This window comes from Enterobacter sp. HNDS-6, assembly GCF_039850505.1.
Taxonomy (GTDB): domain Bacteria; phylum Pseudomonadota; class Gammaproteobacteria; order Enterobacterales; family Enterobacteriaceae; genus Enterobacter; species Enterobacter kobei.
The window spans coordinates 1,243,816-1,268,875 of record NZ_CP156673.1 but is presented as its reverse complement, the minus strand read 5'-3'; the positions used below and the strand labels follow the sequence as shown (position 1 = coordinate 1,268,875).

The following is a 25,060-nucleotide window of genomic DNA, read 5'->3' as shown; positions in this document are numbered from 1 at the left end:
GTGCTCCTTAGACGATCGGATTGTGGACGGTGACGAGCTTGGAGCCGTCCGGGAAGGTGGCCTCCACCTGAATATCCGGGATCATCTCCGGTACGCCCTCCATTACCTGGTCGCGCGTCAGTACGTGACGACCCGCTTCCATCAGCGAGGCGACGGTTTCGCCATCGCGCGCGCCTTCCATAATAAAGGCGCTGATCAGCGCGACCGATTCCGGATAATTGAGCTTAACCCCGCGCGCAAGGCGGCGTTCGGCAACCAGCGCGGCGGTGAACAGCAACAGCTTGTCTTTTTCTCTGGGGGTCAGTTCCATAACGTTTCTCTTATGTCTGCCAGATACGCGGCGAACAGGCATTTTTAGGGGTGAGAAGCGGGCGAAGCGACTGCCAGATGTCGCGCATCACCCGCTGGCATATCAGGTTATCGTGGGAGAGGAAACGCACCGACAGCAGATCGTCGGTAAGCGTTGCACCTGCATAATTTCCCAGCGGTGCGAGGCGCTCGCGGACCGTATCAAGATGCGTTTCCCCGGCCGGATAGAACAGCAGCGTGCCGAGCCACGGATGTCCGGCAACGGGCGCAAGATCGCCGTCGCTCAGGTGCTGGCGCTCAATCAGGCGCGGTTCATCGTCCACCCAGACCTCAAGGCGGCTCTCCAGCGTGCCGTGGCTGAAGGTTTCACCGATTACCGGGCGACCCAGGCAATACAACTCCCACGCCAGCAGCGTGCTGGAGCCCTTCAGGTGGAAGACGGAGCGCAGTGCGGCATTGGCACCGGGAAAGAGGATGGTATCCTGCGGCAGCCACTCCAGCGTGGATCCATCATCGAGATAAAAGTGTTGATTCAGACAGGCCTGCGGGCCGCTGCTGCGATAGAACTTACTGGCGCCGGGCATGGTGATAAGCGCGTGGCTTTTGGCGTCCAGCCGAACGGAAATGTCCAGCGTATCGCCGCCCACAATGCCGCCGGGCGGATGCAGTAAATAGAGGTGACAGGTTTCCCCTTCGGGATAAAACGGGCGTTGAACGGTGAGCGGCCCGACGTGGTGGGCGGCGTGCAGGAGGGTTTTCTCAGGGGTGTGACAAAACAGCAGGGCAAGCGATGCCTGCCAGCCTTTATACGTATTATCAGTGACCTGAGCTGCTAACATGCTGCATCCATTTCCACACCATCGGGATACGTTTCAGTATGCCCTGGCGGAAATGAAGGCTGTCATATGAGTCGCTTATGGATACGTTTTCTGCTGCCGGCGTTGCGCGTTTTACTCCGGATCTTTTTTCTTTCGCTTGAGCTTCGTCCAGATTTTGGTCTCCTGACGACGCCACAGACGCTGAATATTATCGTGATGACGCAGCAGGATCAGGCAGGAGAGCATTGACACCGGGAAGGTGAACTGGGGTTTGAACCACCAGACGTAAAACGGGGCAATGAGCGCGCTGACGATGGCGCCGAGCGAGGAATAACCGCTCAGCAAGATGGTGAGCAGCCAGGTGCCCGCCATTACGCCGGTAAGATCCCAGCCGATAGGGGCGATAGCGCCAAAGGCGGTTGCAACGCCTTTACCACCTTTAAAACCGAAGAAAACGGGCCAGATGTGGCCGACGCAGGCCGCAATCGCAATGAGCCCCAGCCAGAACGGCGTGACGCCCAGCGCATAAGCGCCCCAGACGGGTAGCATCCCTTTCAGAACATCAAAAATCAAAACCGCTACGGCTGCTCCCTTGCCGCCAATTCTAAGTACGTTGGTCGCTCCCGGATTCCCGGAACCACTTTCACGCGGGTCAGGTAACCCGGCAATGCGGCAGACCAGAATGGCGCTGGAGATTGAGCCGCAAAGATAGGCGAGGAGGATCATTCCAGGCGCGATTGCACTCATAACGCTGTTCCGTTTTGAAAATGTATCTGTATTCTCAGCATCTGTGGATAATACGCATAATTCGCCGGAAGTGGTATCCGGTTTAGCCAAAAAGCAGGCAGGTCGTGATGGATATTGTATTTATAGAGCAACTTTCGGTAATCACCACAATTGGTGTTTACGACTGGGAACAGACCATCGAGCAGAAGTTAGTGTTCGATATCGAAATGGGCTGGGATAACCGCAAGTCAGCAAAAAGCGATGATGTGAATGACTGTCTGAGCTACGCCGACATCAGTGAAACGGTCATCGGCCATGTGGAAGGACAGCGTTTTGCGCTGGTGGAACGTGTGGCGGAAGAGGTGGCGGAACTGCTGCTGACCAAATTCAACTCACCGTGGGTGCGCATCAAGCTGAGCAAGCCGGGAGCGGTAGCGCGTGCGGCCAATGTGGGCGTGATTATCGAGCGTGGCACAAATCTGAAAGGCAAGATTTAACGTCATAATTGCTAAACCATTTTAGGTTATATCGGTCTTATAGCTGTATCTTTCACGGGAGCCGTTGGGGCGACCGTTTTTTTTATATCTTTTTAGGGGTTTATAGATGAGCGATATGCACTCGCTGCTGGTGGCGGCAATACTGGGTGTGGTCGAAGGATTGACGGAGTTTTTGCCAGTTTCCAGTACGGGCCATATGATTATCGTTGGCCATCTGCTGGGCTTTGAAGGCGATACCGCAAAGACGTTTGAAGTCGTCATTCAGCTCGGTTCTATTCTGGCGGTGGTCGTGATGTTCTGGCGTCGCCTGTTTGGCCTGATCGGCATCCACTTTGGCCGTCTGCCGCAGCGTGAAGGCGAAGGCTCGGGGCGCCTGACGCTCATTCATATTCTGCTCGGGATGATCCCCGCAGTGGTGCTGGGCCTGGTTTTCCACGATGCCATCAAATCGCTGTTTAACCCTATTAACGTGATGTACGCGCTGGTGGTCGGTGGCTTCCTGCTGATTGCTGCCGAAGTGCTGAAGCCTAAAACCCCGCGTGCGGAAGGGCTGGACGATATGACGTATCGTCAGGCATTTATCATTGGCTGCTTCCAGTGTCTGGCGCTGTGGCCGGGCTTCTCCCGTTCTGGGGCAACGATTTCCGGCGGGATGTTGATGGGCGTGAGCCGTTACGCGGCGTCGGAGTTCTCGTTCCTGCTGGCGGTGCCAATGATGATGGGCGCCACCGCGCTGGATCTCTACAAAAGCATTGGCTTCCTGACCACGGGTGACATTCCGATGTTTGCCGTGGGCTTTGTCACCGCCTTTATCGTGGCGCTGATTGCCATCAAAACCTTCCTGCAGCTGATTAAGCGTATCTCGTTCATTCCGTTCGCGATCTACCGCTTTATTGTCGCGGCTGCCGTTTACGTGGTCTTCTTCTGATGACCCACTGCCCTCAGTCTTTCGGCTGAGGGCAACGTTTTTCCTTCCACGCCGTTACGGCCTCAATTCGCCGTTTCGTCAGCTCTTCACGAATTTCCGGGCCTTTAAATCCTGCCTCGACAACGTCTTTCGTCGGCACCGCTTTTGCCACAATCCACGCTTCGCGCAGCAGTCGCCCCTGAGGGTAATCGGATGCTTCAAACCCGGTGCGGCCGCGAACGTCGGCTTCGCTGGTGAGTGCGATCTGCTCCACGCGCTGCGGCTTGCGCCAGGCGTCGATATTATCGAACAGCTTCACGATAGTGGCGGGTTTCAGGATCGGGAAGGTGTGGATCAGGTCGTGGAATTCAGCGACCAGTTTTGCCAGGTCACGGATCTCATTCGGCACGCGCAGGCGCTGACAAAGCCCTTCTACCAGCTTTACGCCTGCCGGGCCGTGACCATGATGCCGTGGCCAGAATTCTTTCGGCGTTAAGCCTTTGCCGAGATCGTGGCAGAGGGTGGAAAAACGCACGTCTACTTCAGGACTGAGCATGGCCGCCATGCTCAGCGTCATCAGCGTGTGCACACCGGTATCAATTTCCGGATGCCATTTTGCCGGCGCGGGTACGCCAAACAGCGCGTCGATTTCAGGGAACAGCACCTTTAGTGCGCCGCAGTCACGCAGGACCTGGAAAAAGACCTGTGGGTTGCGGGTGGTCAGGGCATTTTCCGTCTCTTTCCAGACGCGCTCCGGCGTCAGGTGTTCTAATTCGCCCGCCTCGGTCATGGCCGTCATCAGCGCCATCGTCTCATCCGCAATGCGGAAGCTCAGATGGGCGTAACGCGCGGCAAAGCGCGCCACGCGCAGAACGCGGAGCGGATCTTCAGAAAATGCCGGGGAGACGTGACGTAAAAGACGGTTGCGCAGGTCATCCCGCCCGCCGTAGGCATCGATGATTTGGCCGTTTTCGTCCTGTGCCAGGGCGTTAATGGTGAGATCGCGGCGCAGCAAATCCTGCTCCAGCGTCACGTCCGGCGCGGCGTAGCAGGTGAAACCCGTATAGCCGGAGCCGGATTTCCGTTCGGTACGCGCCAGAGCGTACTCTTCGCGGCTTTTCGGATGAAGAAACACGGGAAAATCGCGGCCTACCTGCTGGTAGCCCGCGTCGAGCATCTCTTCCGGGGTGGCGCCAACGACAACCCAGTCTTTATCTTTGACCGGCAGACCTAACAACGCATCACGTACCGCACCACCGACCAGATAACTCTTCACGCCCAACTCTCCCGTTTTCTCTTTTCCAGAATGATACGTAAGTCTGGCAGAGAAGACGAATTAGTTCATCCAGCGGTCTTTACGCTTGCGACTTGGGATAAGATGCGGCAGGACCAGACCCAGCACCAGACCCACGCCCAGCACGCCGCCGCCATACATAAACCACTGCATGATGATGGTGCGCTGCTTGTCATCAAGCTGCAGATTCGCGGCGTTTACCTTTTTTTGCGCGACGATCAGCTCATTTTTGAGTTTTTGATTCTCTTCTTTCAGACCGTTAATCACGCTGTCGCTCTGTGCCACTTTCTGCTGCATCTCTGCGGTGCGCTGGTTCCAGGTACCGTCGATGTTGTTCAGCTTGTCGGTCAGGGTCTTCACCTGGTTTTCCAGATCCGGAACGCGCGTGCGCAGGCTTGGTACGGTGCTCAGCTCTTTCAGCGGGATCCAGGAAGTACGACCGGTACTGTCGCGAACCTGACCATAGTTGGTGTCCGCGTTGGTCTGTAACAGGGTGACTTCCTCGCCGGCATTCACCGTGCCCACGAGGCGATAATTATCTCCGGGGCCACTGCGTACCCAGGTGTTCAGTTCGTCAGAAACGTAACGCTTCTCTTCAGCGTGCACTGCGGTTGCGGCGCTAAAAGCGAGTAAAGTAAGTCCAATCAGGCGTAATTTAAGCATCATTAGTCGTTATTTTCATAAATAGTGGAACGATAGTAGTGGCAACAGTGTCTCTACGCAAAGCATTCGTCAGCAATCAGAATCATCTGTGTCACGACTCTACACATTTACGCCCGTCAAATTGCTCATTGCATGGCAATTTGGCGCAAAATACTATGTACTGACAAACAAATGGCGAGGAAGTTCGCCCTCATTGACGCGTCTGTGACGCCCGCAAAAGTACAAGGCTATGGCTCAGGAAATCGAATTAAAATTTATCGTCGAAAAAGACAGCGTTGACGCGCTCCGCCAGCATCTGCATACGCTCTCCGGCGAGCACCATGAACCCGTACAGTTGCTCAACATCTACTACGAAACGCCGGATAACTGGCTGCGTAGCCACGATATGGGGCTGCGCATCCGCGGCGCAAACGGGCGCTACGAGATGACGATGAAAATCGCCGGCCGCGTGGTCGGCGGTTTGCACCAGCGCCCGGAATACAATATCGACATCAGTAAGCCAGAACTTGAGCTGGATCGTTTCCCGGCGGAGGTCTGGCCGGAAGGTGAACGGCCTGCCACGCTGGCAGAGCAGGTACAGCCGCTGTTCAGCACCGATTTTTGCCGTGAGAAATGGCTGGTGACGGAAGGTAAGAGCCGCATTGAAATCGCGCTGGATTTAGGCGAAGTGAAGGCGGGTGAGTGCCAGGAGCCTATTTGCGAGCTGGAGCTGGAACTGCTGGAAGGGGATGCCAGCGACGTGCTGAAACTGGCGCGCAAGCTGGTGAGCCAGCCGGGTTTACGTCAGGGCAGCCTGAGTAAAGCGGCGCGCGGTTACCATTTGGCGGCCGGGAATGCGCCACGCCTGCTGAAAGAGACCCCGATTCTGCGTGTTGTTCCGAAGGCCAGCATTGAACAGGGCATGGAAGCGGCGCTGGAGCTGGCCCTCTCTCAATGGCAGTACCATGAGGAACTCTGGGCGCGTAACGTGAAAAATGCCAGCAAACAGGTGCTGGCCGCCATTGGGCTGGTGCGTCATGCCCTGGCACTGTTTGGCGGTATCGTACCGCGTAAAGCAAGTGCTCACTTACGTGACCTGCTGACCCAAACTGAAACACTGATGCATTCCGATGTCTCCGCGCAAACGGTGATCTACAGCCCGCAAAACGCCGCGGCAAAACTGGCGCTGACCGAGTTTCTGGTGACGCGCGGCTGGCGCAGCTTCCTGGATGCAAAAGCGCAGACCAAAATCGCGGATAATTTTAAACGCTTCGCGGATATCCATCTATCCCGTCACGCTGCCGAGCTGAGAACGACCTTTGCACATCCGCTGGGTGACCAGTACGGCGATCAGCTTCCCCGTCTGGCGCGTAATATCGACAGCATGTTGCTGCTGTCGGGGGCGTATGAGGGCGTGAAGGCGCAGGCCTGGCTGGAAAACTGGCAGGGGCTCAAGCATGCCATTGAAACCCGTCAGCAGATTGAGATCGAGCATTTCCGCAACGAGGCCATTTCGCAGGATCCGTACTGGCTGCACAGCGGAAAACGTTAATTCTGGCAAGGAACCCCTGATATGCCGCTTTCTTCGCAGTTACAGCAGCACTGGCAGACCGTTTGCGAACGTCTGCCCGAGTCTTTACCGGCGTCATCGTTAAGCGAGCAGGCCAAAAGCGTGCTCACGTTCAGTGATTTTGTTCAGGAAAGTGTGAGTGCCAACCCGGACTGGCTGGCAGAGCTGGAGAGCGCACCGCCGCAGGCGAACGAGTGGCGGCAGTATGCCAGCTGGCTGCAAGCCGCGCTGGCAGATGTGGCTGATGAAGCGACGCTGATGCGCGTTCTGCGTCAGTTCCGTCGCCGGGTGATGGTACGCATTGCCTGGGCGCAGTCGCTGGCGCTGGTGAGCGAAGAGAGTACGTTGCAGCAGTTGAGCGAGCTGGCGCAAACGCTGATCGTCGCCGCGCGAGACTGGCTCTACGCCGCCTGCTGTAAAGAGTGGGGCACGCCGTGCAGTGAAGAAGGGGTTCCGCAGCCGCTGTTGATTCTGGGGATGGGGAAGCTGGGCGGTTGCGAGCTGAACTTTTCCTCAGATATCGACCTGATTTTTGCCTGGCCGGAAAACGGCTCGACGCGCGGCGGGCGCCGCGAGCTGGACAACGCCCAGTTCTTTACCCGCCTCGGCCAGCGTCTGATCAAGGCACTGGACCAGCCGACGCAGGACGGCTTTGTCTACCGCGTGGACATGCGCCTGCGCCCGTTTGGCGACAGCGGTCCACTGGTGCTGAGCTTTGCCGCGCTGGAGGATTATTACCAGGAGCAGGGGCGCGACTGGGAGCGTTACGCAATGGTCAAAGCGCGGATCATGGGCGACAGCGACGACGCTTATGCTAACGAACTTCGCGCCATGCTGCGCCCGTTCGTTTTCCGCCGCTACATTGATTTCAGCGTGATCCAGTCCCTGCGTAATATGAAAGGGATGATTGCCCGCGAGGTCCGCCGCCGTGGGCTGAAGGACAATATTAAGCTCGGCGCGGGCGGCATTCGTGAAATTGAATTTATCGTTCAGGTCTTCCAGCTCATTCGCGGCGGGCGAGAGCCGTCGCTGCAGTCGCGCTCGCTCCTGCCGACGCTGAGCGCCATTGAGCAACTGCACCTGCTGCCGGACGGCGACGCGCAAACCCTGCGCGAAGCCTATCTTTTCCTGCGCCGTCTGGAAAATTTGCTGCAAAGCATCAATGACGAGCAGACGCAGACATTGCCGGGCGATGAGCTGAACCGGGCGCGTCTGGCCTGGGGCATGGGTGTGGACGACTGGGCGGCACTGACCGAAACGCTGGACGCACACATGGCAGGCGTGCGCCGCATCTTTAACGATCTGATTGGCGACGATGAAAGTGAATCCCCGGATGATGCGCTCTCCGAGCACTGGCGCGAGCTGTGGCAGGATGCGCTCCAGGAAGATGACACCACGCCGGTGCTGACGCACTTAAGCGATGATGCCCGCCATCGTGTGGTGGCCTTAATTGCCGATTTCCGTCTCGAACTGAACAAACGCGCCATCGGGCCGCGCGGTCGTCAGGTGCTGGATCATCTGATGCCGCATCTGCTGAGCGAGGTCTGCTCGCGAGAAGACGCGCCGGTGCCGCTGTCGCGCATGATGCCGCTGCTGAGCGGGATTATCACGCGTACCACCTATCTTGAGCTATTGAGCGAGTTTCCGGGCGCGCTGAAGCACCTGATAACGCTCTGCGCCGCGTCGCCGATGGTGGCGAACAAGCTGGCGCGTTACCCGCTGCTGCTGGACGAACTGCTCGACCCGAACACGCTCTATCAGCCGACGGCGACGGATGCGTATCGTGACGAGCTGCGCCAGTATTTGCTGCGCGTGCCTGAAGAGGACGAAGAGCAACAGCTGGAGGCGCTGCGCCAGTTTAAACAGGCACAGATGCTGCGCGTGGCGGCGGCCGATATTGCCGGAACGCTGCCGGTGATGAAAGTGAGCGATCACTTAACCTGGCTTGCGGAAGCGATTATTGACGCGGTTGTCCATCAGGCGTGGGGGCAGATGGTAGCCCGCTACGGTCAGCCAAAACATCTGGCCGATCGAGAAGGGCGCGGCTTCGCGGTGGTGGGTTACGGCAAGCTCGGCGGCTGGGAGCTGGGATACAGTTCCGATCTGGATTTGATCTTCCTGCATGATTGCCCGGTGGACGTGATGACCGACGGCGAGCGCGAAATCGACGGGCGTCAGTTCTATCTGCGCCTGGCCCAGCGCATTATGCACCTGTTCAGCACCCGCACTTCGTCCGGCATTCTGTATGAAGTGGATGCGCGCCTGCGCCCGTCCGGCGCGGCGGGCATGCTGGTGACCTCAACGGAATCCTTCGCCGATTATCAGAAAAACGAAGCCTGGACGTGGGAGCATCAGGCGCTGGTGCGTGCCCGCGTGGTCTATGGCGATCCGCAGCTGCACGCGCAGTTCGATGCGATTCGCAAGGCGGTCATGACCACCCCGCGCGAGGGCAGTACGTTGCAGACTGAGGTGCGCGAGATGCGCGAGAAAATGCGCGCGCATCTGGGCAATAAGCATCGCGATCGCTTTGATATTAAAGCCGACGAGGGTGGTATTACCGATATTGAATTTATCACTCAGTATCTGGTGCTGCTGCACGCACACGATAAGCCGAAGCTGACGCGCTGGTCGGATAACGTGCGTATTCTGGAACTGCTGGCGCAAAACGATATTATGGACGAGCAAGAGGCGCAGGCCTTAACCCGCGCCTACACCACGCTGCGCGATGAACTTCATCACCTGGCGTTGCAGGAGCAGCCGGGACATGTCGCGCTGGACTGTTTTGCCGCAGAGCGCGCCCAGGTGACGGCAAGCTGGCAGAAATGGCTGGTGGAGCCGTGCGTAACAAATCAAGTGTGATATTATCGCGCGCAAATTGTGAATCTTTCTGGAGTCAGGAATGAAAGTAACACTGCCAGAGTTTGAACGTGCTGGAGTAATGGTTGTCGGGGATGTGATGCTGGATCGCTACTGGTATGGGCCAACCAGCCGTATCTCTCCGGAAGCGCCGGTACCGGTGGTTAAGGTCGACACCATTGAAGAGCGTCCCGGCGGCGCGGCAAACGTGGCGATGAACATTGCCTCCCTGGGCGCGCAGTCGCGTCTGGTTGGCCTGACCGGCATCGACGATGCGGCGCGTGCGCTGAGCAAGTCGCTGGCGGACGTGAACGTGAAGTGCGACTTCGTTTCTGTTCCGACCCACCCAACGATTACCAAGCTGCGCGTGCTGTCGCGCAACCAGCAGCTGATCCGCCTCGACTTTGAAGAAGGGTTTGAAGGCGTTGATCCGGAGCCGCTGCACGAGCGCATTAACCAGGCGCTGGGTAATATCGGTGCGCTGGTGCTGTCCGACTACGCTAAAGGTGCGCTGGCGAGCGTGCAGACGATGATTCAGCTGGCGCGTGATGCTAACGTGCCGGTGCTGATTGACCCGAAAGGCACCGATTTTGAGCGCTATCGCGGCGCGACGCTGCTGACGCCAAACCTCTCTGAGTTCGAAGCGGTGGCGGGCAAGTGCAAAACCGAGGAAGAACTGGTTGAACGCGGCATGAAGATCATTGCTGACTTCGAGCTGTCTGCGCTGCTGGTGACCCGCTCCGAGCAGGGGATGACGCTGCTGCAGCCGGGCAAAGCGCCGCTGCATATGCCAACCCAGGCGCAGGAAGTGTACGACGTGACCGGTGCCGGTGATACGGTGATCGGCGTGCTGGCGGCGACGCTGGCAGCGGGTAACTCCCTGGAAGAGGCCTGCTACTTCGCGAACGCTGCGGCGGGTGTGGTCGTCGGCAAACTCGGGACCTCAACCGTTTCCCCTATCGAGCTGGAAAACGCGGTGCGCGGGCGTGCCGACACCGGTTTTGGCGTCATGACCGAAGACGAGCTGAAAGTGGCTGTTGCCGCTGCGCGTAAACGCGGCGAGAAAGTGGTGATGACCAACGGCGTGTTCGACATTCTTCATGCGGGTCACGTCTCTTATCTGGCGAATGCGCGCAAGCTGGGCGATCGTCTGATTGTGGCGGTCAACAGCGATGCGTCGACTAAACGTCTGAAAGGCGAAACACGTCCGGTAAACCCGCTGGAGCAGCGCATGATTGTGCTCGGCGCGCTGGAAGCGGTGGACTGGGTGGTGTCGTTTGAAGAAGATACCCCGCAGCGCCTGATTGCTGGCATTCTGCCGGACCTGCTGGTCAAAGGCGGTGATTACAAGCCGGAGCAAATCGCAGGTAGCGAAGAGGTCTGGGCCAACGGTGGTGAAGTGATGGTGCTCAACTTTGAGGACGGATGTTCAACCACCAACATCATCAGGAAGATCCAGAAAGACAGTCAGTAAAAAAAACGGGCCAGTTGGCCCGTTTTTTTCATGTCGCGTGGCGGCTGCGCCGGGATCATGTAGGCCCGGTAAGCGAAGCGCCACCGGGCACAACAGGCCGCACTTATGCCTGATCATCCACCGGTGGAATCGCCGGTGCCGGCTTCACTTCTTCCGGTGCATGACGGTTTTCCAGCTCGCTCAGACGCTGTTCCAGCAGCGCCAGCTTCTCGCGGGTGCGCAGCAGAACCTGCGTCTGCACGTCGAACTCTTCGCGGCTAACTAAATCAAGGCGAACCAACTGCGCCTGCAGCGTCTGGCGGATTTTCTTCTCAACGTCATCACCAAATTCACGAATGCCTTTTGGCATGGATTCATGAACCTGACGCGCAATTTGCTCAATTTTCTTTGGGTCAATCATTGTCGTTTCCCTTGATGGAAAGGTGTCAGTGTCCATTGTAGCGCGTCATGCCCGGGGTAAACAAAATTGTTTGATGCTTATGCATTGCCCAGCATAATCAATAGCGTTATAGTTATCTCGCTTATTCTCAGGGCGGGGCGAAATTCCCCACCGGCGGTAAATCAGCTTCACGCTGAAAGCCCGCGAGCGCTTTGGGTGACTACTCAAAGGTCAGCAGATCCGGTGTAATTCCGGGGCCGACGGTTAGAGTCCGGATGGGAGAGAGTAACGATCCAGTCGGGCATGGGCCCGCTCACGTTATCTTTTTGCCGCTTGTTCGGCGCTCCTAAGACTGCCCTGATTCTGGTAACCATAATGTTAATGAGGTTTTTTTACCATGAATCAGACGCTACTTTCCTCTTTTGGCACTTCAATTCAACGTGTTGAACATGCACTGGATGCACTGCGCGAAGGCCGCGGTGTGATGGTGCTTGACGATGAAAACCGTGAAAACGAAGGCGACATGATTTTCGCTGCCGAAAACATGACCGTTGAGCAGATGGCGCTGACCATCCGTCACGGTAGCGGCATCGTATGCCTGTGTATCAACGAAGAACGCCGCCAGCAGCTTGATCTGCCAATGATGGTTGAAAACAACACCAGCGCCTTCGGGACCGGTTTTACCGTGACCATTGAAGCTGCACATGGCGTAACCACTGGTGTGTCGGCGGCTGACCGTTTGACCACCGTGCGTGCAGCCATTGCGGATGGGGCGAAACCCTCCGATCTGCACCGTCCTGGCCACGTCTTCCCGCTGCGTGCGCAGCCGGGAGGCGTGCTGACCCGTGGTGGTCATACCGAAGCGACTATCGATCTGGTGACCCTGGCAGGCTTTAAACCTGCTGGCGTGCTGTGTGAATTGACCAACGATGATGGCACCATGGCGCGCGCGCCGGAGTGCATTACCTTTGCGCGTCTGCACAACATGCCGGTAGTCACGATTGAAGATCTGGTGGAGTACCGCCAGGCGCACGAGCGCAAAGCCAGCTGAAACCGCTGATGTGAAAAAGCCGGGGAAACCCGGCTTTTTTGTGGCTAGTGGTAGTTAATTTTAAACAGCACCACCGTTTCGAACGGACCTGACTGAATGGCTTTTCCCGCGTCTGGGGAGAGCTCCGCGGTATAGGTTTGTTCATAGTTCAACGTACTCCCGGTGAAATCCGCATACTCTTCGTAGTGGTTGAAGGTATAAGGCTGGGTTCCATTGAGGATACGTAGCTTTAAGCCATTTCCAATCAACAGGGCAGTGTCGTTTTCGGAGAGCGACTCCGTCGTGTAAAACGATGAGTCCATTTTAAAGCCATCTGAACACTGGGCGTCCTGCACTTTCGTGGTTTTAACCGTAAAGGTGCGGTTGCGCGTTTGCTGATTCACGATGTCGCGGGCACTGAAGGTACCGAAATCAATCTCCTGGTTCTCAGGATAAATACTGAAGGTTGCGCCGCAGTCGAGGACGGTAATGTTTTCTAACCCGTTAATGTGGTACTTGAGGTTTTTTGCATCGGCCATCTGGTTAACCCCGCCTTTTCCGTCAAACTGCACCACGACGTAGTCCCCCAGCGAACTTTTGTAGCCGTGCGGCGGAACGGCCTTTATACGAACGTAAAGGCGCAGTCGGGCAATGAACGTGCGCGTGGTGTGAATATCATTGGCATTGCCTGAGCATAGCCGGTTCTCCCACCCCATTTGCTTAATTTGTTCCGGGGTGTACATGGTGATGTTGTTATTATCAAGGCACTGGCGGGTATCTACGCCGTTTGGCTGCCCCGTCGCGTCATAATCCATGCCTTCATAGGTGACCCCCAGCTCGTAGTAAGGGTCGGAAGCGGCTGGATAGGGGTTGACCCAGGCATAGACGTCCTCTTTTTCGAAGCTGCCGGCCACATCGTGGTTACAGGTGACCGGGATTTTAATGTCGTCAGATTCCCAGATCTTTTGCCCCACCTGTGCATTGCTGGGGATAGCAAACGGACTGATCGTTTTTGTCTCTTCCACCGGGCCGCCCTGAGCGCCCAGATAGCAATCGAGCGCCAGCGCGGCTTTTAAGGGCAGCAGCGCCAGCAGCATCGCGATCAAAACATTAGTGAGCTTTCGCATCGCTTGTGGCCTTCGCATCCTTAAGTTGGCAGGTCGACGTCCCCTGACAGGTTGCGTCAAGCTTTCGCAGTGCGCCGTAATCGTCGATATAACCAATGCTGTAATAGCTGCCGTGATAGCCACCGGTGGTGACAGAGGCGCTGGCAAAAGGTGCCAGCATCAGGCTGTCAAAGCCGGGCAGCATGGTTTTACCATTTTTGCTTAGCCAGGCGAGGGTGAGGTAATAAGGTGTAGGGTTATGAATTGTCAGCCCTTTTGCCGTTGCCGTCACCTCCATGCGCATTTCAGAACGATCGCCTGCTTTTTTCACGATAGCCTTCGGGCGCCAGAACAGCTTGATACGGCTCTGCATGGCGACCTGCATGACGCTGCGATCATCGTCGAGGCTGGCGCTTTTTGGTGGCACTTCGCGCAGGTTGAAGTAGAAGAGCGATTCCCGATCTTTTGGCAGCGCGCTGGTGGCCGCCTGCTTCACGATCCTGACCTGGGATGACGATCCGGGCTCAATGCGCTGGATCGGAGGAAGCGCCATAAAGTGGCTGTCTTGCTTACGACCGTTTTCGTCTTCGATCCAGGAGAGCGCAAGATAGGGGAGCGTTTTGCTCTGGTTATCGACCTTCAGGCTGCTGGCCTTGTCGGTTTCGGGAAAGACGATGCGGGTACGATCCAGATTGATGGCCGCCTGGGTGGCGAATGCTGTACCGATCAACATCAGGCACAGGCTTTTCAGTGGAGTGAGTTTCATCATAATTTACTGACACGGCAGCATAAGCTGCGAAAGGTTAGTGAGGTGTGAAGGTAGCGTGAAGCGACACTGGCTGGCGTCGCCCCAGGTTACCAGGAATTGCTGCTCGGGCTGTACGGCACCCAGCCAGACATGGCCCTCGTCGGCGACGATACCCACGTCTTTACCGCTATCCGCCATCTGGACGCGGGCACCCAGCGGCGGCATGCCTGACGCGGTTCGCAGGATGCCCAGAACATCATTTCCCGCCCGGGTGGCGATCTGGCGGTAGCCGATGGCCCCTTCTGTCCAGGTCGAAGTCATGACGCGGTTATCCACGTCTACGCCTTCGGGGAGATCGTTCAGGTTGACCTGCACGCTCGACGGTGAGTAGCTGGAGAACGAAGGAAGCACCCCGATCCCGAAGGCGTTGGTCTGGTCCCGCGACATGTTGAGCGGAATATTGCTGATGCCGTCCGTGCTCACCATGACACGCGGTTCGTTGCCGTAGCTGCGGCGGTGCAGGGCCATGCCTTTTGCCGTACCGGTGAAGGACCCATTCCAGCTGGCGCTGAGGGAGCTGTAGTCATTCGCCTTATAACTTCCGGAAACGTTGAGATCGCCGAGCGGGGAGTAGTGCTGGTAGTTTCCGCTGAACTGCGCGCCTGCATCGGTCTGCTGACTTTCGGTACCGGCAGAAACGCCCCAGGTGTTGTTCTTATCAGAAGTGTCGTACCACGAGACGGTCTGGCTCAGGTTGTCGCTGTTGCGCAGGTCATAGCTGAGGCGATGGTCAGGATCCAGCGGCACGCTGAGAGACAGGTAAAACTGATTGTCGTCCTCGCGATCTTGATAGTGGGTTTTGCTGAACGATGCCGAAACGCCAAGGTTTTTCCAGCGGCCCAGATCGAAGTTATACCCCGCGGTCAGGCTGCCCGTATTGGATGGCGCTTCGTCCCACCAGGTCTGTCGGAGCAGGCTAAGGTAGAGATTGAGTGACAGCGCGGGAATGTACTGGCTGGCCGTGATGCTAAACGTCTGTTTTTCCGACTGGCTGTCATTATTTTCACTGTCCAGGAAGCGTGCGTAGCTGAGGAACTGCGGGTCGGAGTAGCGGTAGCTGGCCAGGGTAAGCTGGCTTCCCGTGGTATCAAAGCGTTTGCTGTAGTTGAAGCGATAGCTGTAACCCGTCTGAGAGGGCTTGTTCGGGAGCTGGCTGGTCGCCTGGGTCACATCGAAGGAGAGGGCCCCGATCAGCGCGAGGTTTTGCCCGATGCCCGCTGCGATGGAGCGATAGTTATCGCCATCGGCGAGCGTGCCGCCGTACAGTGAGGTGTTGGAGAACAGGCCCCACGAGAACTCGCCGCTCATAAAGGCACTGTCTTCAAGGGCATGCGATGCATCTTCGCGGGGTTTGCCCACGGCAAGTTTGTAGCGAACCTGGCCCTTGCGCGTCAGGAAGGGCACGGAGGCGGCGGACACCTGAAACGTGCTCACGCGGCCGTCGTCTTCGGTAATTTTAACGTCCAGCGTGCCCTGGACGGATTGGTTCAAATCCTGAATGACAAACGGGCCGGGTGGCACCTTAGTTTGATAAATCACGCGGTCAGCGAGACTCACCGTGACGGTGGCATTAGTTTGCGCAATCCCGGCGATTTGCGGTGCATAGCCGCGAAGAGACCAGGGCAGCATGCGCTCATCGCTGATCAGCGACGCCCCGGTATAGGTAAAGGCATCAAAGATAGCGGACTGAAAGTCTGTCTCACCCAGCGTCAGTTTCGCGCCAAGCGTCGGCAGAGGACGGAACATATAGACGCGTGAGAAGCGGCCGTTATGGGTTGATCCTCCCTCGGCATGCGTTTGATTGTACTGATAATCGCTACGTAGCCGCCATGCACCCAGGTTGGCACCTGCGGTACCGTAGGCGTTCGCGTTATCCGTGCTGCTACCTTCCTGCGGCTGATAATGGCTGGCAAAGAGGTTGTAGTCCAGCAGCACGCCGGCCACGCCGTTGTCCCAGGTGGAGGGGGGCATCCAGTCGTTCGGACGAAATTGCATCATGGCCTGAGGTACGGTGACGTGCAGCGTTTGGGTTGATTGCTCGAAGCGGAATTTAATATTCGCCTGCGGGGTAAAATCCACGCAGCCCTGTTTAAGCGTTAGGGTCTTACGAACAGTGTCCTGAAGGCCAAAGGTGTCTGCCAGTTCTGCGGGAATACAGACTTGGGCTTTGTTATCAACCTCTTTCCAGGTCAGTTCCCAGCCGTTTGCCAGTGGAATATCGTTGATCGCGACGGTGACAAAATAACGTCCTGGCGTAACGGACGTCTCTTCTTTAAAGCGAGAAAGATCAATGCCCGACCGTAAATCTTTATCGATAGCATTAATATTAAATTCAGTGGCAGAGGCGGCGTGCGCAAGCAAGATGGCAGTAATGATGATTATCGATTGTGATTTATTTTTCATCATTCTGTTACTCGAATAAATAAAAAAGCCGACTGGTAAACATCACCAGTCGGTATAACGGATCATGTTTAATCGTTATTTATACATCAGCACATAGTTGGCGTTAGCTTCAACCTGGCCCGCGGTGGCAGTGGTACCTGTCGGCACTTCCATGCGCGCTTTAAAGTGCAGCGTCTGGGTGTCTGAATTAGGCAGCAGATCCACCGTTTTTGCCGAGCCAAGGGTGATGTTTGCTTCGTCGTTGTCCAGCAGACGGACACCGACGTTTTCAGCACCGCTTGCATAGGTGTTGCTCAGAAGGCTGGTATCTGATGCGTAGGTGGCGGTGCTGCTGAACGTCACTTCCACTTTGGTTATTGGCGTCGCCGTCTCATCGTCGGGATCTGACAGAACGCAGTTCTGCAGGTTAATATCTACCGCAACGGGGGTGGACTTCTTGTTTGCATTGATGACGGCGGTGGTCACTTCACCGAGATCCACCTCTTTATCAACGCTGTCTGGTGCAATGCTGCAAGGCGCGTCAATAACAACGCCTTTAAATTTAATTTTCCCGGAGCCCTGATCGGCGGCAAATGCTGAACCAGAGACAATTGTCGCCATCGCAACGGCTAACAGTGCTTTTTTACCTGCATGCATGAAAATATCCTTTTCCAATGAATTCATACTCTGAATATTAATTTTCAGAAAATTACCATGAGATTATACCTGTGAAAAAAGAGTGAGTGCGATTAATTGCTCTTAAAAATAAATGTAGTCAACATTAAAATATAATCTGAAGTGATCTTTAGTATCGGATTAACAGCGAAAAATGGATTTTTCAGTCGCGTGAAACAATGGTCATATTAGCGATAATAATGTCTTATTTAAAAGTTGACTTTCAGGAAATAAATAAATGTAAAAATACGTGTAAAAAAAAGAGACTATCAGTGAGTACTATTTTTTCATTGAATTTATTAATTTTTAGTATGTTTGCCACCGCCGATGCCTGCTGCCTGGCGCTGAATCAGGTTCAATCTCATTACTGACATTCATTTTTTCTTATGTTGTTCCGGATGTTCAAATTTCCTGATGATGATCTTCATGCTTATCTGCGTTCATCTGCGCCAGATTGCGCGTAATGTAGCACCATTAAATTAACACCTTCCGTAAGGATATCATCATGACTTCTTCCCGTATGCCCGCCCTGTTTATAGGCCACGGAAGCCCAATGAATGTTCTCGAAGACAACGTCTATACCCGCGCCTGGCGTCAGCTGGGGGAGACGTTGCCGCGGCCGAAAGCGATTGTGGTGGTATCTGCACACTGGTTCACCCGGGGTACGGGCGTGACTGCCATGGAAACGCCAAAAACCATACATGATTTTGGCGGCTTCCCGCAGGCCCTTTATGACACGCACTATCCGGCACCGGGCTCGCCTGCACTGGCAGAGCGTCTGGTCGAACTGCTGGCACCTGTTCCTGTAGCGCTGGATAAAGAGGCCTGGGGCTTTGACCACGGCTCGTGGGGCGTGCTGATTAAAATGTATCCTGATGCGGATATCCCGATGGTGCAGCTCAGCATCGACAGCACCAAACCGGCAGCCTGGCATCTGGAAATGGGGCGTAAGCTGGCGACGCTGCGTGACGAAGGCATCATGCTGGTGGCGAGCGGCAACGTGGTGCATAACCTGCGCACGGCACGCTGGCACGGTGAAAATACGCCGTACCCGTGGGCTACTGCTTTCAACGATTACGTGAAAGCCAATCTGACCTGGCAGGGACCGGGTGAAGAACACCCGTTAGTGAACTATCTGGATCACGAAGGCGGTTCGCTCTCTAACCCGACGCCGGAACACTTCCTGCCGCTGCTGTACGTTCTTGGCGCGTGGGATGGTCAGGAGCCGGTGACACTCCCGGTCGATGGTATTGAGATGGGTAGTTTGAGTATGCTGTCGGTGCAGGTAGGGTGAAAACATGCCCGGTGGCGCTACGCTTACCGGGCCTACAAAACCGTAGGCCGGGTCAGGCGAAGCCGCCACCCGGCAGATCTTACTCTACAAAAATATGCGGATAGAACCGTGACAGATCCTGCGTGATAAGCGCGCGATCTTCGCGAATGCCAATCCCGGCGGGCTGGTCGTTAATCAGCCAGCTGCCAATCAGCGTATAGCTGTCGCCAAACTTCGGCAGTTGATAGAATGCCTGGACGATCATCCCTTCTTCGCCGTACGGTCCTTCAACCGCTTCCACCGTTTTGCCGTTTTCGATAATCGACACGTTCGCGCCTTCGCGGGAGAAAATCGGCTTAACGACGTATTTCTCCATCGGCGGGAAATCATCTTCTGCAAAATACGCTGGCAGCAGGTTTGGGTGGTTCGGGAACATTTCCCACAGCATCGGCAGCAGAGCTTTGTTAGAGATAATGCTTTTCCATGCCGGCTCCAGCCAGCGCACGCCCGCATCTTCCAGCTTGGTGGAGAACATTTCGCGCAGCATGTATTCCCACGGATAGAGCTTGAAGAGGTTGCTGATCACCTGATCCTGCATATCCGTAAACTGACCTTTTTCTCCCAAACCGATATCTTCGATATAAAGGAATTCAGTCGCCACGTCGGCTTCGGCGGCACAGTCCTGCAGATACTGCACCGTTCCACGGTCTTCTTCCGTGTCGCGGCAGCAGGCGAGGTGCAGCAGGTTGAAGCCAAACTGTTCGCGCAGCTCGGCGAAACGCGCGATAAGCTTCTCCTGCAGGCTGTTGAACTGGTCGCTGCCTGCCGGCAGGTTTCCGGCGTTCATCTGATCTTCCAGCCAAATCCACTGGAAGAATGCCGCCTCGTACAGAGAGGTTGGCGTATCCGCGTTGTTTTCCAGAAGCTTAGGCTCGCCCACGCCGTCCCATGCCAGATCGAGGCGAGAGTAGAGCGAAGGCTGATTTGTTTTCCATGACTGACGAACAAAGCTCCAGGTGTGCTTTGGAATGCGGAATTTGGTCATCAGCTCGTCGCTGTCGATGACTTTCTCCACCACTTTCAGGCACATCTGGTGCAGTTCTGCGGTCACGTCTTCAAGCTTTTCCACCTGAGCGAGCGTGAGCTTGTAGTAAGCATCTTCACACCAGTACGGTTCCCCGTACATGGTGTGGAAGTTAAACCCGTACTCGGTCGCTTTTTCGCGCCAGTCCGGGCGCTCGGTAATACTGACTCGTTCCATGATCAGCCGCCCATTGAGCGACTAGAGGTGCCTGACGCACTGCGCTGCATGCTGGTCTGTTTCGCCACAGACTCACCAAACCCACCGCGAGTGATGGTGTTGGTGGTCGCAGGTTTCGGCGCCATTGCGGTTTTCGGAACGGTCACGGTACGGCCCGGGGTTGCTGCGCCGTAGCCTTTGCCGCTGGCATCGGTATATTGACCATAGGCCGGGCTGGCCGGGTTTTTCGAGCTAAACAGCGGCTGCTGCTGGTAACCCGCGCCGCCACCCATCAGGCGGCCCATCATGTAACCTGCCATTAATGGCATCCAGAAGCTGCCGCTGGACTGCGCCTGCGCCTGATTTTCCGGCGCCATACCTGCCTGAGCTGGCGTCTGCTGGCACTGGCCTTCACCAAACTCCGCCACACAGTCTTCACGTGAGGCATACTTCGGCGCAGTGCGTTCCGCTTCTTTCAGCGCGTTGGTGTACGCCGTCTTACATTCTGCGGCCTGACCGGTTGCAGCGGAACAGTCATCTGCGTTTTGATACAGCGAAACCGTTTCGTCGTTTTTCTCACAGCCTGCCAGCATAAAGACAGCCGTAACCGCCAGCGCAACGGGAGTGAGGTGGCGCGCATTCCAGCTTTTGCGGAACGACGCGTGATTAATCGTTTTTGTCCGTTTCATATTTGTCTTCCAGGACCCAGTGGTAATAACGCTCAGGATAGAGGATGAGTGGTTGAAAATGAAGCGAAGAGGGGCGGAATCAGGGGGATCTTTACGTTGGCTTACGTTCGGGGGGATTTTGCGCCGGGTGGCGCTTCGCTTACCCGGCCTACGATTAAGTAGGCCCGATAAGCGAAGCGCCATCGGGCAATGCTTAATGACGGAACGGGTTAGAACCGCTGCTTGCGGGGGCCGTGCTACGCGCGGCGGCTGGCTGTGCCGCAGGGGTGCTACCGTTAGCGTTGAAGTTATCAACGGCGGCAACCTGATCCGGGTTCTCAGGCGCGACGCTTTCTGGCGACGTTGAAACCGGTTTGCCCAACGTGCTGTTCAGCATCTGCAGATCCTGCTCGTTCAGCGTACCCAGAGCCTGTTTGATGTTCAGCTGGTTAATCAGGTACTGGTAACGTGCGCTGGAGAGCTGCTGTTTCGCGTTGTACAACGTGGTGGTCGCGTCGAGCACGTCAACAATCGTACGTGTACCCACGGAGTAACCGGCTTCCATCGCATCCAGGGAGCTCTGTGCAGACACCACGGCCTGTTTATAGGCGTTGATGCTGCTGATAGAGGCGTTCACGTTGTTGAAGGAAGAGCGAACGGTCTGCACCACGTTGCGGTGCGCGCTTTCCAGCTGCTCGCTCGCGCCAACAAAGTTGTACTGCGCCTGTTTCACCTGCGAGTTAACCTGACCACCCTGGTACAGCGGCAGGGAGAAGCTCAGGCCCACTTTGTTCTGGCCCATATTGCTGTCGTCATACTGTGACGTATTGGTTTTAGAGCCGCTGTAGCTGGTATCAGAGACGCCGGTAGAAGCGCTCAGGCTCAGGGTTGGCAGGTGACCGTCCTGCGCCTGACGAATTTGCTCGCGGGCCAGATCCTGGCTCAGACGCGCCTGCAGCAAGCTCAGGTTGCGGTTTTCCGCCTCTTTCAGCAGCGCGTTAACCGCCTGCGGTTTATCCGTCTTAAAGCTGTCCACGTTCAGAGAGGCCAGCTCAGGATAGTAGTTGCCGGTGACCTGACGCAGCGCTTCCAGCGCGTTGTCGAGGTTATTACGCGCGGTCACTTCGTTAGCCAGCACGGTGTCGTACTGTGAACGGGCGTTTTGTACGTCGGTGATCGCCACCAGACCCACGTTGAAGCGCTGGGTGGTTTGATCCAACTGACGGTAAATCGCCTGTTTCTGCGCTTCAGTGTAGGAGAGTGCGTCGATGGCGCTCAGCACGTTGAAATACGCGGTGGCCGTGTTCAGGATCAGCGTCTGCTGATCGGTCTGATAGGTGACGTCCTGAATACCCGCGCTCTTTTCCTGCAGGGTCAGGGCACGCCATTTGGACATATCAAACAGCGTCTGTGTTAATTGCAGTGAGGCGCTGGTAGCATTGGAGTTAACGCCGTTAGCGTCGCGGAAACCGTTGCTGTAGGTATAATCTGCACCTAAACCTAACTGTGGCAGCAGTGGGCTACGCGCTTCGTTAATCTTTTCAAACGCAGCATCACGATCGGCCGCTGATTTACGTAAATCAGGGTTGCCCAGACGTGCCTGCTGGTAGACCTGTAACAGGTTTTCCGCCTGGCTCATTGCACTGAAGCCCGTCAGGCTCAGGCCGATAAGGATGGGGAGCAATTTCTTCATTTGCATTCCTTGTTGTGAAGCAGTATTAGCGCTGATCTAATTAAAAAATAATTGCCGATTCTAACAGAATCATCCACACCAAAAGGTTGGCGTTACGTGCCATCTGGCGGTAATTTGCACCAATCTACCATATAGCCTTACAAACGGCAGCCAAACAGCCTTGAAATTCACAATTTCATCACCATTGCTACCAGGACTCGACTCATGCAAAAACCAGAAAAGTTGCCCGTGACATTCGCCAAAAACGATGTAGAAATTATTGCACGAGAAACGCTTTATAGCGGTTTTTTTTCAATGGATCTTTACCGTTTCAGGCATCGCCTGTTTAACGGTGAAATGAGCGGCGAAATCAGACGCGAAATTTTTGAGCGCGGGCATGCGGCTGTCTTGCTACCCTTTGACCCAGTGCGTGATGAAGTTGTGCTGGTGGAGCAGATCCGCATCGCCGCGTATGACGTCAGTGAGAGCCCGTGGCTGCTGGAGATGGTGGCCGGGATGATCGAAGAGGGCGAGACGGTTGAAGACGTCGCCCGCCGCGAGGCGCTGGAAGAGGCCGGGCTGGTGGTTGGTCGTACAAAACCGGTGTTGAGTTATCTGGCGAGCCCGGGGGGCACCAGCGAGCGCTTGTCCATCATGGTGGGCGAAGTGGACGCCACGACGGCGGAAGGGATCCACGGTCTGGCTGATGAAAACGAAGATATTCGGGTTCATGTGGTGAGCCGGGAACAGGCTTATCAGTGGGTAGAAGAGGGGAAAATCGACAACGCAGCGTCTGTCATTGCCCTGCAATGGCTGCAACTGCATTATCAGACATTACGAAACGAGTGGAAAAAATGAAGCGCTATACACCTGACTTCCCAGAAATGATGCGCCTGTGCGAAACCAATTTCGCACAATTGCGCCGCCTGCTGCCGAGAAATGACGCACCCGGCGAAACGGTAAGCTATCAGGTGAGCAATGCGCAGTATCGGTTAACGATAACAGAATCAACGCGCTACACTACGCTGGTCGAAATTGAACAAACGGCGCCCAGCATTAGCTACTGGAGCCTGCCGTCAATGACGGTGCGCCTCTATCATGATGCGATGGTCGCTGAAGTGTGTTCGAGTCAGCAGATCTTTCGCTTCAAGGCGCGGTATGATTACCCGAATAAAAAGTTGCATCAACGCGACGAAAAGCATCAAATTAACCAGTTTTTAGCCGACTGGCTAAGATATTGTTTAGCACATGGAGCAATGGCGATTCCGGTTTGTTAGCGTCATAAACCTACCTAAGGACACCATTTGGAAAGCCTGTTGAACCTGACTGTTGCTGGTGGGGCGCCAGTCAGGATATTACAAATCACCGATACCCACCTTTTTGCCGAAAAGCATGAGACGCTGCTCGGGGTGAATACCTGGGAGAGCTATCAGGCAGTACTTAGCGCCATTCACGCTGAACATCGCGACTGCGATCTGATAGTTGCAACAGGCGATCTGGCGCAGGACCAATCCTCCGCGGCCTACCAGCATTTTGCTGAAGGCATCGCGAGCTTTAGCGTGCCTTGCGTCTGGCTGCCGGGAAACCACGATTTCCAGCCCGCGATGTACAGCTCGCTCCAGGACGCGGGGATTTCTCCGGCGAAGTGTGTTTTTGCGGGTGAAAAGTGGCAGATCCTGCTGCTGGACAGCCAGGTATTTGGCGTCCCGCACGGTGAGTTAAGCGAGTTTCAACTCGACTGGCTGGAGACCAAACTGGCTGCCGAACCTGAACGTCATACCCTGCTGTTGCTGCATCATCATCCGCTCCCGGCGGGCTGCAGCTGGCTCGATCAACACAGCCTGCGTAACTCCGCCGCGCTGGATCGCGTGCTGACGAAGTTCCCCCGCGTGAAACATCTGCTGTGCGGACACATTCATCAGGAACAGGATCTCGACTGGAACGGGCGCCGCATGCTGGCGACGCCGTCGACCTGCGTGCAGTTTAAACCGCACTGTGCCAACTTTACGCTGGATACTATCGCGCCAGGCTGGCGCTGGCTGGAACTGCATGCCGACGGCACGCTGACCACGGAAGTCTGCCGTCTGGCAGGCGCACAATTCCGACCAGATACCGCTTCAGAAGGCTATTGATGTCTACGCTCCTTTATCTGCACGGATTCAACAGCTCGCCGCGCTCCGCAAAAGCGACACAGTTTCGCCAGTGGCTGAGCGAGCATCACCCCCATGTTGAGATGATTATCCCGCAGCTGCCGCCTTATCCGGCGGAGGCGGCGGAAATGCTCGAATCCATCGTGCTTGAACACGGCGGTGAATCGTTTGGTGTGGTCGGCTCATCGCTGGGCGGGTACTACGCCACCTGGCTCTCGCAATGCTTTATGCTGCCGGCCGTTGTGGTGAATCCGGCGGTACGGCCATTTGAGCTGCTGAGGGACTTTCTTGGTGAAAACGAGAACCCCTACACCGGGCAGCAATATGTGCTAGAGTCACGCCATATTTACGATCTCAAAGTTATGCAGGTCGACCCGCTTGAAGCGCCGGATCTCATCTGGCTGCTGCAACAGACGGGTGATGAAGTGCTGGATTACCGCCAGGCAGTGGCGTATTACGCATCCTGCCGCCAGACTATAGAAGAAGGCGGAAACCATGCTTTCACGGGCTTTGAGAATCATTTCACCCAGATTGTCGATTTTCTTGGACTGCACAGCCACTGACAATCAATGCGAATTGCTAGT

Annotated in this window: 24 protein-coding genes and 1 riboswitch; of the genes, 11 read left to right on the top strand and 13 right to left on the bottom strand. The window is 56.0% G+C overall.

Translation table 11 applies throughout. The features are described from left to right. Positions 1-7: 7 nt before the first annotated feature. The 3 genes from ABFI50_RS05810 to plsY form a co-directional block, all read right to left on the bottom strand. Positions 8-310, bottom strand: a complete 303-nt coding sequence (locus tag ABFI50_RS05810) for an urease subunit gamma (protein WP_003862556.1) — start codon at positions 308-310, stop codon at positions 8-10. Between the two features lie 10 nt (positions 311-320). Beyond that, positions 321-1,148 carry an urease accessory protein UreD gene (locus ABFI50_RS05805; protein WP_045281431.1) on the bottom strand — a complete coding sequence of 276 codons (828 nt, stop codon included), beginning with the start codon at positions 1,146-1,148 and terminating at the stop codon, positions 321-323. A 111-nt stretch (positions 1,149-1,259) separates the two neighbouring features. Continuing rightward, positions 1,260-1,874 carry a glycerol-3-phosphate 1-O-acyltransferase PlsY gene (gene plsY / locus ABFI50_RS05800; protein ID WP_014833311.1) on the bottom strand — a complete coding sequence of 205 codons (615 nt, stop codon included), beginning with the start codon at positions 1,872-1,874 and terminating at the stop codon, positions 1,260-1,262. Positions 1,875-1,981: 107 nt separating this feature from the next. On the opposite strand from plsY, the gene folB reads away from it, so the two are divergent. Together folB and bacA are read left to right on the top strand one after the other, a co-directional pair. Continuing rightward, positions 1,982-2,350: a bifunctional dihydroneopterin aldolase/7,8-dihydroneopterin epimerase gene (gene folB, locus ABFI50_RS05795; RefSeq protein ID WP_014885275.1), complete on the top strand. Its 369-nt coding sequence runs from the start codon at positions 1,982-1,984 to the stop codon at positions 2,348-2,350. A 106-nt stretch (positions 2,351-2,456) separates the two neighbouring features. Further along, complete coding sequence (gene bacA / locus ABFI50_RS05790; protein WP_014885274.1) at positions 2,457-3,278, top strand: undecaprenyl-diphosphate phosphatase; 822 nt, start codon at positions 2,457-2,459, stop codon at positions 3,276-3,278. 13 nt (positions 3,279-3,291) lie between these two features. Here the strand turns inward: bacA and ABFI50_RS05785 are convergent, their stop codons facing one another. Both ABFI50_RS05785 and ABFI50_RS05780 read right to left on the bottom strand, forming a co-directional pair. Further along, entirely contained in the window at positions 3,292-4,533 is a 1,242-nt protein-coding gene (locus ABFI50_RS05785) for a multifunctional CCA addition/repair protein (RefSeq protein WP_058690400.1), read from the bottom strand. 60 nt (positions 4,534-4,593) lie between these two features. Then, positions 4,594-5,214: a TIGR04211 family SH3 domain-containing protein gene (locus ABFI50_RS05780; protein WP_014885272.1), complete on the bottom strand. Its 621-nt coding sequence runs from the start codon at positions 5,212-5,214 to the stop codon at positions 4,594-4,596. Between the two features lie 229 nt (positions 5,215-5,443). On the opposite strand from ABFI50_RS05780, the gene ABFI50_RS05775 reads away from it, so the two are divergent. Genes ABFI50_RS05775 through hldE form a run of 3 tightly spaced genes read left to right on the top strand, consistent with a single transcriptional unit; the run spans position 5,444 to position 11,093 of the window. After that, positions 5,444-6,745, top strand: coding sequence for an inorganic triphosphatase (locus tag ABFI50_RS05775; protein ID WP_045268646.1), 1,302 nt, complete (start codon positions 5,444-5,446; stop codon positions 6,743-6,745). Positions 6,746-6,766: 21 nt separating this feature from the next. Further along, positions 6,767-9,622: a bifunctional [glutamate--ammonia ligase]-adenylyl-L-tyrosine phosphorylase/[glutamate--ammonia-ligase] adenylyltransferase gene (gene glnE, locus ABFI50_RS05770; RefSeq protein ID WP_347485591.1), complete on the top strand. Its 2,856-nt coding sequence runs from the start codon at positions 6,767-6,769 to the stop codon at positions 9,620-9,622. A 40-nt stretch (positions 9,623-9,662) separates the two neighbouring features. Next, complete coding sequence (gene hldE, locus ABFI50_RS05765) at positions 9,663-11,093, top strand: bifunctional D-glycero-beta-D-manno-heptose-7-phosphate kinase/D-glycero-beta-D-manno-heptose 1-phosphate adenylyltransferase HldE (RefSeq protein ID WP_045134838.1); 1,431 nt, start codon at positions 9,663-9,665, stop codon at positions 11,091-11,093. 103 nt (positions 11,094-11,196) lie between these two features. On the opposite strand, the gene ubiK is transcribed toward hldE, so the two are convergent. After that, positions 11,197-11,493: a ubiquinone biosynthesis accessory factor UbiK gene (gene ubiK / locus ABFI50_RS05760; protein ID WP_014885268.1), complete on the bottom strand. Its 297-nt coding sequence runs from the start codon at positions 11,491-11,493 to the stop codon at positions 11,197-11,199. A 119-nt stretch (positions 11,494-11,612) separates the two neighbouring features. Beyond that, positions 11,613-11,763, top strand: a riboswitch (FMN riboswitch). Between the two features lie 106 nt (positions 11,764-11,869). Here ubiK and ribB point away from each other — a divergent pair. Next, the gene (ribB, locus tag ABFI50_RS05755) at positions 11,870-12,523 is read left to right on the top strand and encodes a 3,4-dihydroxy-2-butanone-4-phosphate synthase (protein ID WP_014885267.1); all 654 of its coding nucleotides are present in this window, start codon (positions 11,870-11,872) and stop codon (positions 12,521-12,523) included. 44 nt (positions 12,524-12,567) lie between these two features. On the opposite strand, the gene ABFI50_RS05750 is transcribed toward ribB, so the two are convergent. The 4 genes from ABFI50_RS05750 to ABFI50_RS05735 all read right to left on the bottom strand — a co-directional run bounded on the left by ABFI50_RS05750 (position 12,568) and on the right by ABFI50_RS05735 (position 17,455). Beyond that, entirely contained in the window at positions 12,568-13,629 is a 1,062-nt protein-coding gene (locus ABFI50_RS05750; RefSeq protein WP_014885266.1) for a type 1 fimbrial protein, read from the bottom strand. Next, positions 13,613-14,374: a molecular chaperone gene (locus ABFI50_RS05745; RefSeq protein ID WP_347486086.1), complete on the bottom strand. Its 762-nt coding sequence runs from the start codon at positions 14,372-14,374 to the stop codon at positions 13,613-13,615. The genes ABFI50_RS05750 and ABFI50_RS05745 overlap by 17 nt, the downstream gene beginning before the upstream one ends. A gap of 6 nt (positions 14,375-14,380) precedes the next feature. Continuing rightward, positions 14,381-16,819, bottom strand: coding sequence for a fimbria/pilus outer membrane usher protein (locus ABFI50_RS05740; protein WP_063434077.1), 2,439 nt, complete (start codon positions 16,817-16,819; stop codon positions 14,381-14,383). A 75-nt stretch (positions 16,820-16,894) separates the two neighbouring features. Next, positions 16,895-17,455, bottom strand: a complete 561-nt coding sequence (locus ABFI50_RS05735) for a fimbrial protein (RefSeq protein WP_014885263.1) — start codon at positions 17,453-17,455, stop codon at positions 16,895-16,897. A gap of 523 nt (positions 17,456-17,978) precedes the next feature. On the opposite strand from ABFI50_RS05735, the gene ygiD reads away from it, so the two are divergent. Next, positions 17,979-18,767, top strand: a complete 789-nt coding sequence (ygiD, locus tag ABFI50_RS05730) for a 4,5-DOPA dioxygenase extradiol (protein WP_014885262.1) — start codon at positions 17,979-17,981, stop codon at positions 18,765-18,767. Between the two features lie 79 nt (positions 18,768-18,846). Here ygiD and ABFI50_RS05725 read toward each other — a convergent pair whose 3' ends face one another. From ABFI50_RS05725 to tolC, 3 genes are all read right to left on the bottom strand, one after another. After that, positions 18,847-20,007 (bottom strand): glutathionylspermidine synthase family protein, encoded by a 1,161-nt coding sequence (locus ABFI50_RS05725; RefSeq protein WP_023337808.1) that lies wholly within the window; start codon positions 20,005-20,007, stop codon positions 18,847-18,849. Between the two features lie 2 nt (positions 20,008-20,009). Then, positions 20,010-20,675: a DUF1190 family protein gene (locus ABFI50_RS05720; protein WP_014885260.1), complete on the bottom strand. Its 666-nt coding sequence runs from the start codon at positions 20,673-20,675 to the stop codon at positions 20,010-20,012. Between the two features lie 193 nt (positions 20,676-20,868). Further along, entirely contained in the window at positions 20,869-22,353 is a 1,485-nt protein-coding gene (tolC, locus tag ABFI50_RS05715; protein WP_086527700.1) for an outer membrane channel protein TolC, read from the bottom strand. A 198-nt stretch (positions 22,354-22,551) separates the two neighbouring features. Here tolC and nudF point away from each other — a divergent pair, with 198 nt between their 5' ends. Genes nudF through yqiA form a run of 4 tightly spaced genes read left to right on the top strand, consistent with a single transcriptional unit; the run spans position 22,552 to position 25,039 of the window. Further along, positions 22,552-23,184, top strand: a complete 633-nt coding sequence (nudF, locus tag ABFI50_RS05710) for an ADP-ribose diphosphatase (protein ID WP_008502974.1) — start codon at positions 22,552-22,554, stop codon at positions 23,182-23,184. Then, positions 23,181-23,603, top strand: coding sequence for a DUF1249 family protein (locus ABFI50_RS05705; protein WP_003862516.1), 423 nt, complete (start codon positions 23,181-23,183; stop codon positions 23,601-23,603). Before nudF ends, ABFI50_RS05705 begins: the two co-directional genes overlap by 4 nt. 27 nt (positions 23,604-23,630) lie before the next feature. Beyond that, positions 23,631-24,458: a 3',5'-cyclic-AMP phosphodiesterase gene (gene cpdA / locus ABFI50_RS05700; RefSeq protein ID WP_014885258.1), complete on the top strand. Its 828-nt coding sequence runs from the start codon at positions 23,631-23,633 to the stop codon at positions 24,456-24,458. Continuing rightward, positions 24,458-25,039, top strand: a complete 582-nt coding sequence (gene yqiA / locus ABFI50_RS05695) for an esterase YqiA (RefSeq protein WP_023331317.1) — start codon at positions 24,458-24,460, stop codon at positions 25,037-25,039. The genes cpdA and yqiA overlap by 1 nt, the downstream gene beginning before the upstream one ends. The last annotated feature ends 21 nt before the right edge of the window (positions 25,040-25,060 follow it).

Excerpts from the sequence above, each read along its gene's own strand:
- ABFI50_RS05810 (WP_003862556.1), bottom strand. The coding sequence starts at position 310 with ATGGAACTGACCCCCAGAGAAAAAGACAAGCTGTTGCTGTTCACCGCC.
- ABFI50_RS05805 (WP_045281431.1), bottom strand. The coding sequence starts at position 1,148 with ATGTTAGCAGCTCAGGTCACTGATAATACGTATAAAGGCTGGCAGGCA.
- plsY (WP_014833311.1), bottom strand. The coding sequence starts at position 1,874 with ATGAGTGCAATCGCGCCTGGAATGATCCTCCTCGCCTATCTTTGCGGC.
- folB (WP_014885275.1), top strand. The coding sequence starts at position 1,982 with ATGGATATTGTATTTATAGAGCAACTTTCGGTAATCACCACAATTGGT.
- bacA (WP_014885274.1), top strand. The coding sequence starts at position 2,457 with ATGAGCGATATGCACTCGCTGCTGGTGGCGGCAATACTGGGTGTGGTC.
- ABFI50_RS05780 (WP_014885272.1), bottom strand. The coding sequence starts at position 5,214 with ATGCTTAAATTACGCCTGATTGGACTTACTTTACTCGCTTTTAGCGCC.
- ABFI50_RS05775 (WP_045268646.1), top strand. The coding sequence starts at position 5,444 with ATGGCTCAGGAAATCGAATTAAAATTTATCGTCGAAAAAGACAGCGTT.
- glnE (WP_347485591.1), top strand. The coding sequence starts at position 6,767 with ATGCCGCTTTCTTCGCAGTTACAGCAGCACTGGCAGACCGTTTGCGAA.
- hldE (WP_045134838.1), top strand. The coding sequence starts at position 9,663 with ATGAAAGTAACACTGCCAGAGTTTGAACGTGCTGGAGTAATGGTTGTC.
- ubiK (WP_014885268.1), bottom strand. The coding sequence starts at position 11,493 with ATGATTGACCCAAAGAAAATTGAGCAAATTGCGCGTCAGGTTCATGAA.
- ribB (WP_014885267.1), top strand. The coding sequence starts at position 11,870 with ATGAATCAGACGCTACTTTCCTCTTTTGGCACTTCAATTCAACGTGTT.
- ABFI50_RS05750 (WP_014885266.1), bottom strand. The coding sequence starts at position 13,629 with ATGCGAAAGCTCACTAATGTTTTGATCGCGATGCTGCTGGCGCTGCTG.
- ABFI50_RS05745 (WP_347486086.1), bottom strand. The coding sequence starts at position 14,374 with ATGAAACTCACTCCACTGAAAAGCCTGTGCCTGATGTTGATCGGTACA.
- ABFI50_RS05740 (WP_063434077.1), bottom strand. The coding sequence starts at position 16,819 with ATGAAAAATAAATCACAATCGATAATCATCATTACTGCCATCTTGCTT.
- ABFI50_RS05735 (WP_014885263.1), bottom strand. The coding sequence starts at position 17,455 with ATGCATGCAGGTAAAAAAGCACTGTTAGCCGTTGCGATGGCGACAATT.
- ygiD (WP_014885262.1), top strand. The coding sequence starts at position 17,979 with ATGACTTCTTCCCGTATGCCCGCCCTGTTTATAGGCCACGGAAGCCCA.
- ABFI50_RS05725 (WP_023337808.1), bottom strand. The coding sequence starts at position 20,007 with ATGGAACGAGTCAGTATTACCGAGCGCCCGGACTGGCGCGAAAAAGCG.
- ABFI50_RS05720 (WP_014885260.1), bottom strand. The coding sequence starts at position 20,675 with ATGAAACGGACAAAAACGATTAATCACGCGTCGTTCCGCAAAAGCTGG.
- tolC (WP_086527700.1), bottom strand. The coding sequence starts at position 22,353 with ATGCAAATGAAGAAATTGCTCCCCATCCTTATCGGCCTGAGCCTGACG.
- nudF (WP_008502974.1), top strand. The coding sequence starts at position 22,552 with ATGCAAAAACCAGAAAAGTTGCCCGTGACATTCGCCAAAAACGATGTA.
- ABFI50_RS05705 (WP_003862516.1), top strand. The coding sequence starts at position 23,181 with ATGAAGCGCTATACACCTGACTTCCCAGAAATGATGCGCCTGTGCGAA.
- yqiA (WP_023331317.1), top strand. The coding sequence starts at position 24,458 with ATGTCTACGCTCCTTTATCTGCACGGATTCAACAGCTCGCCGCGCTCC.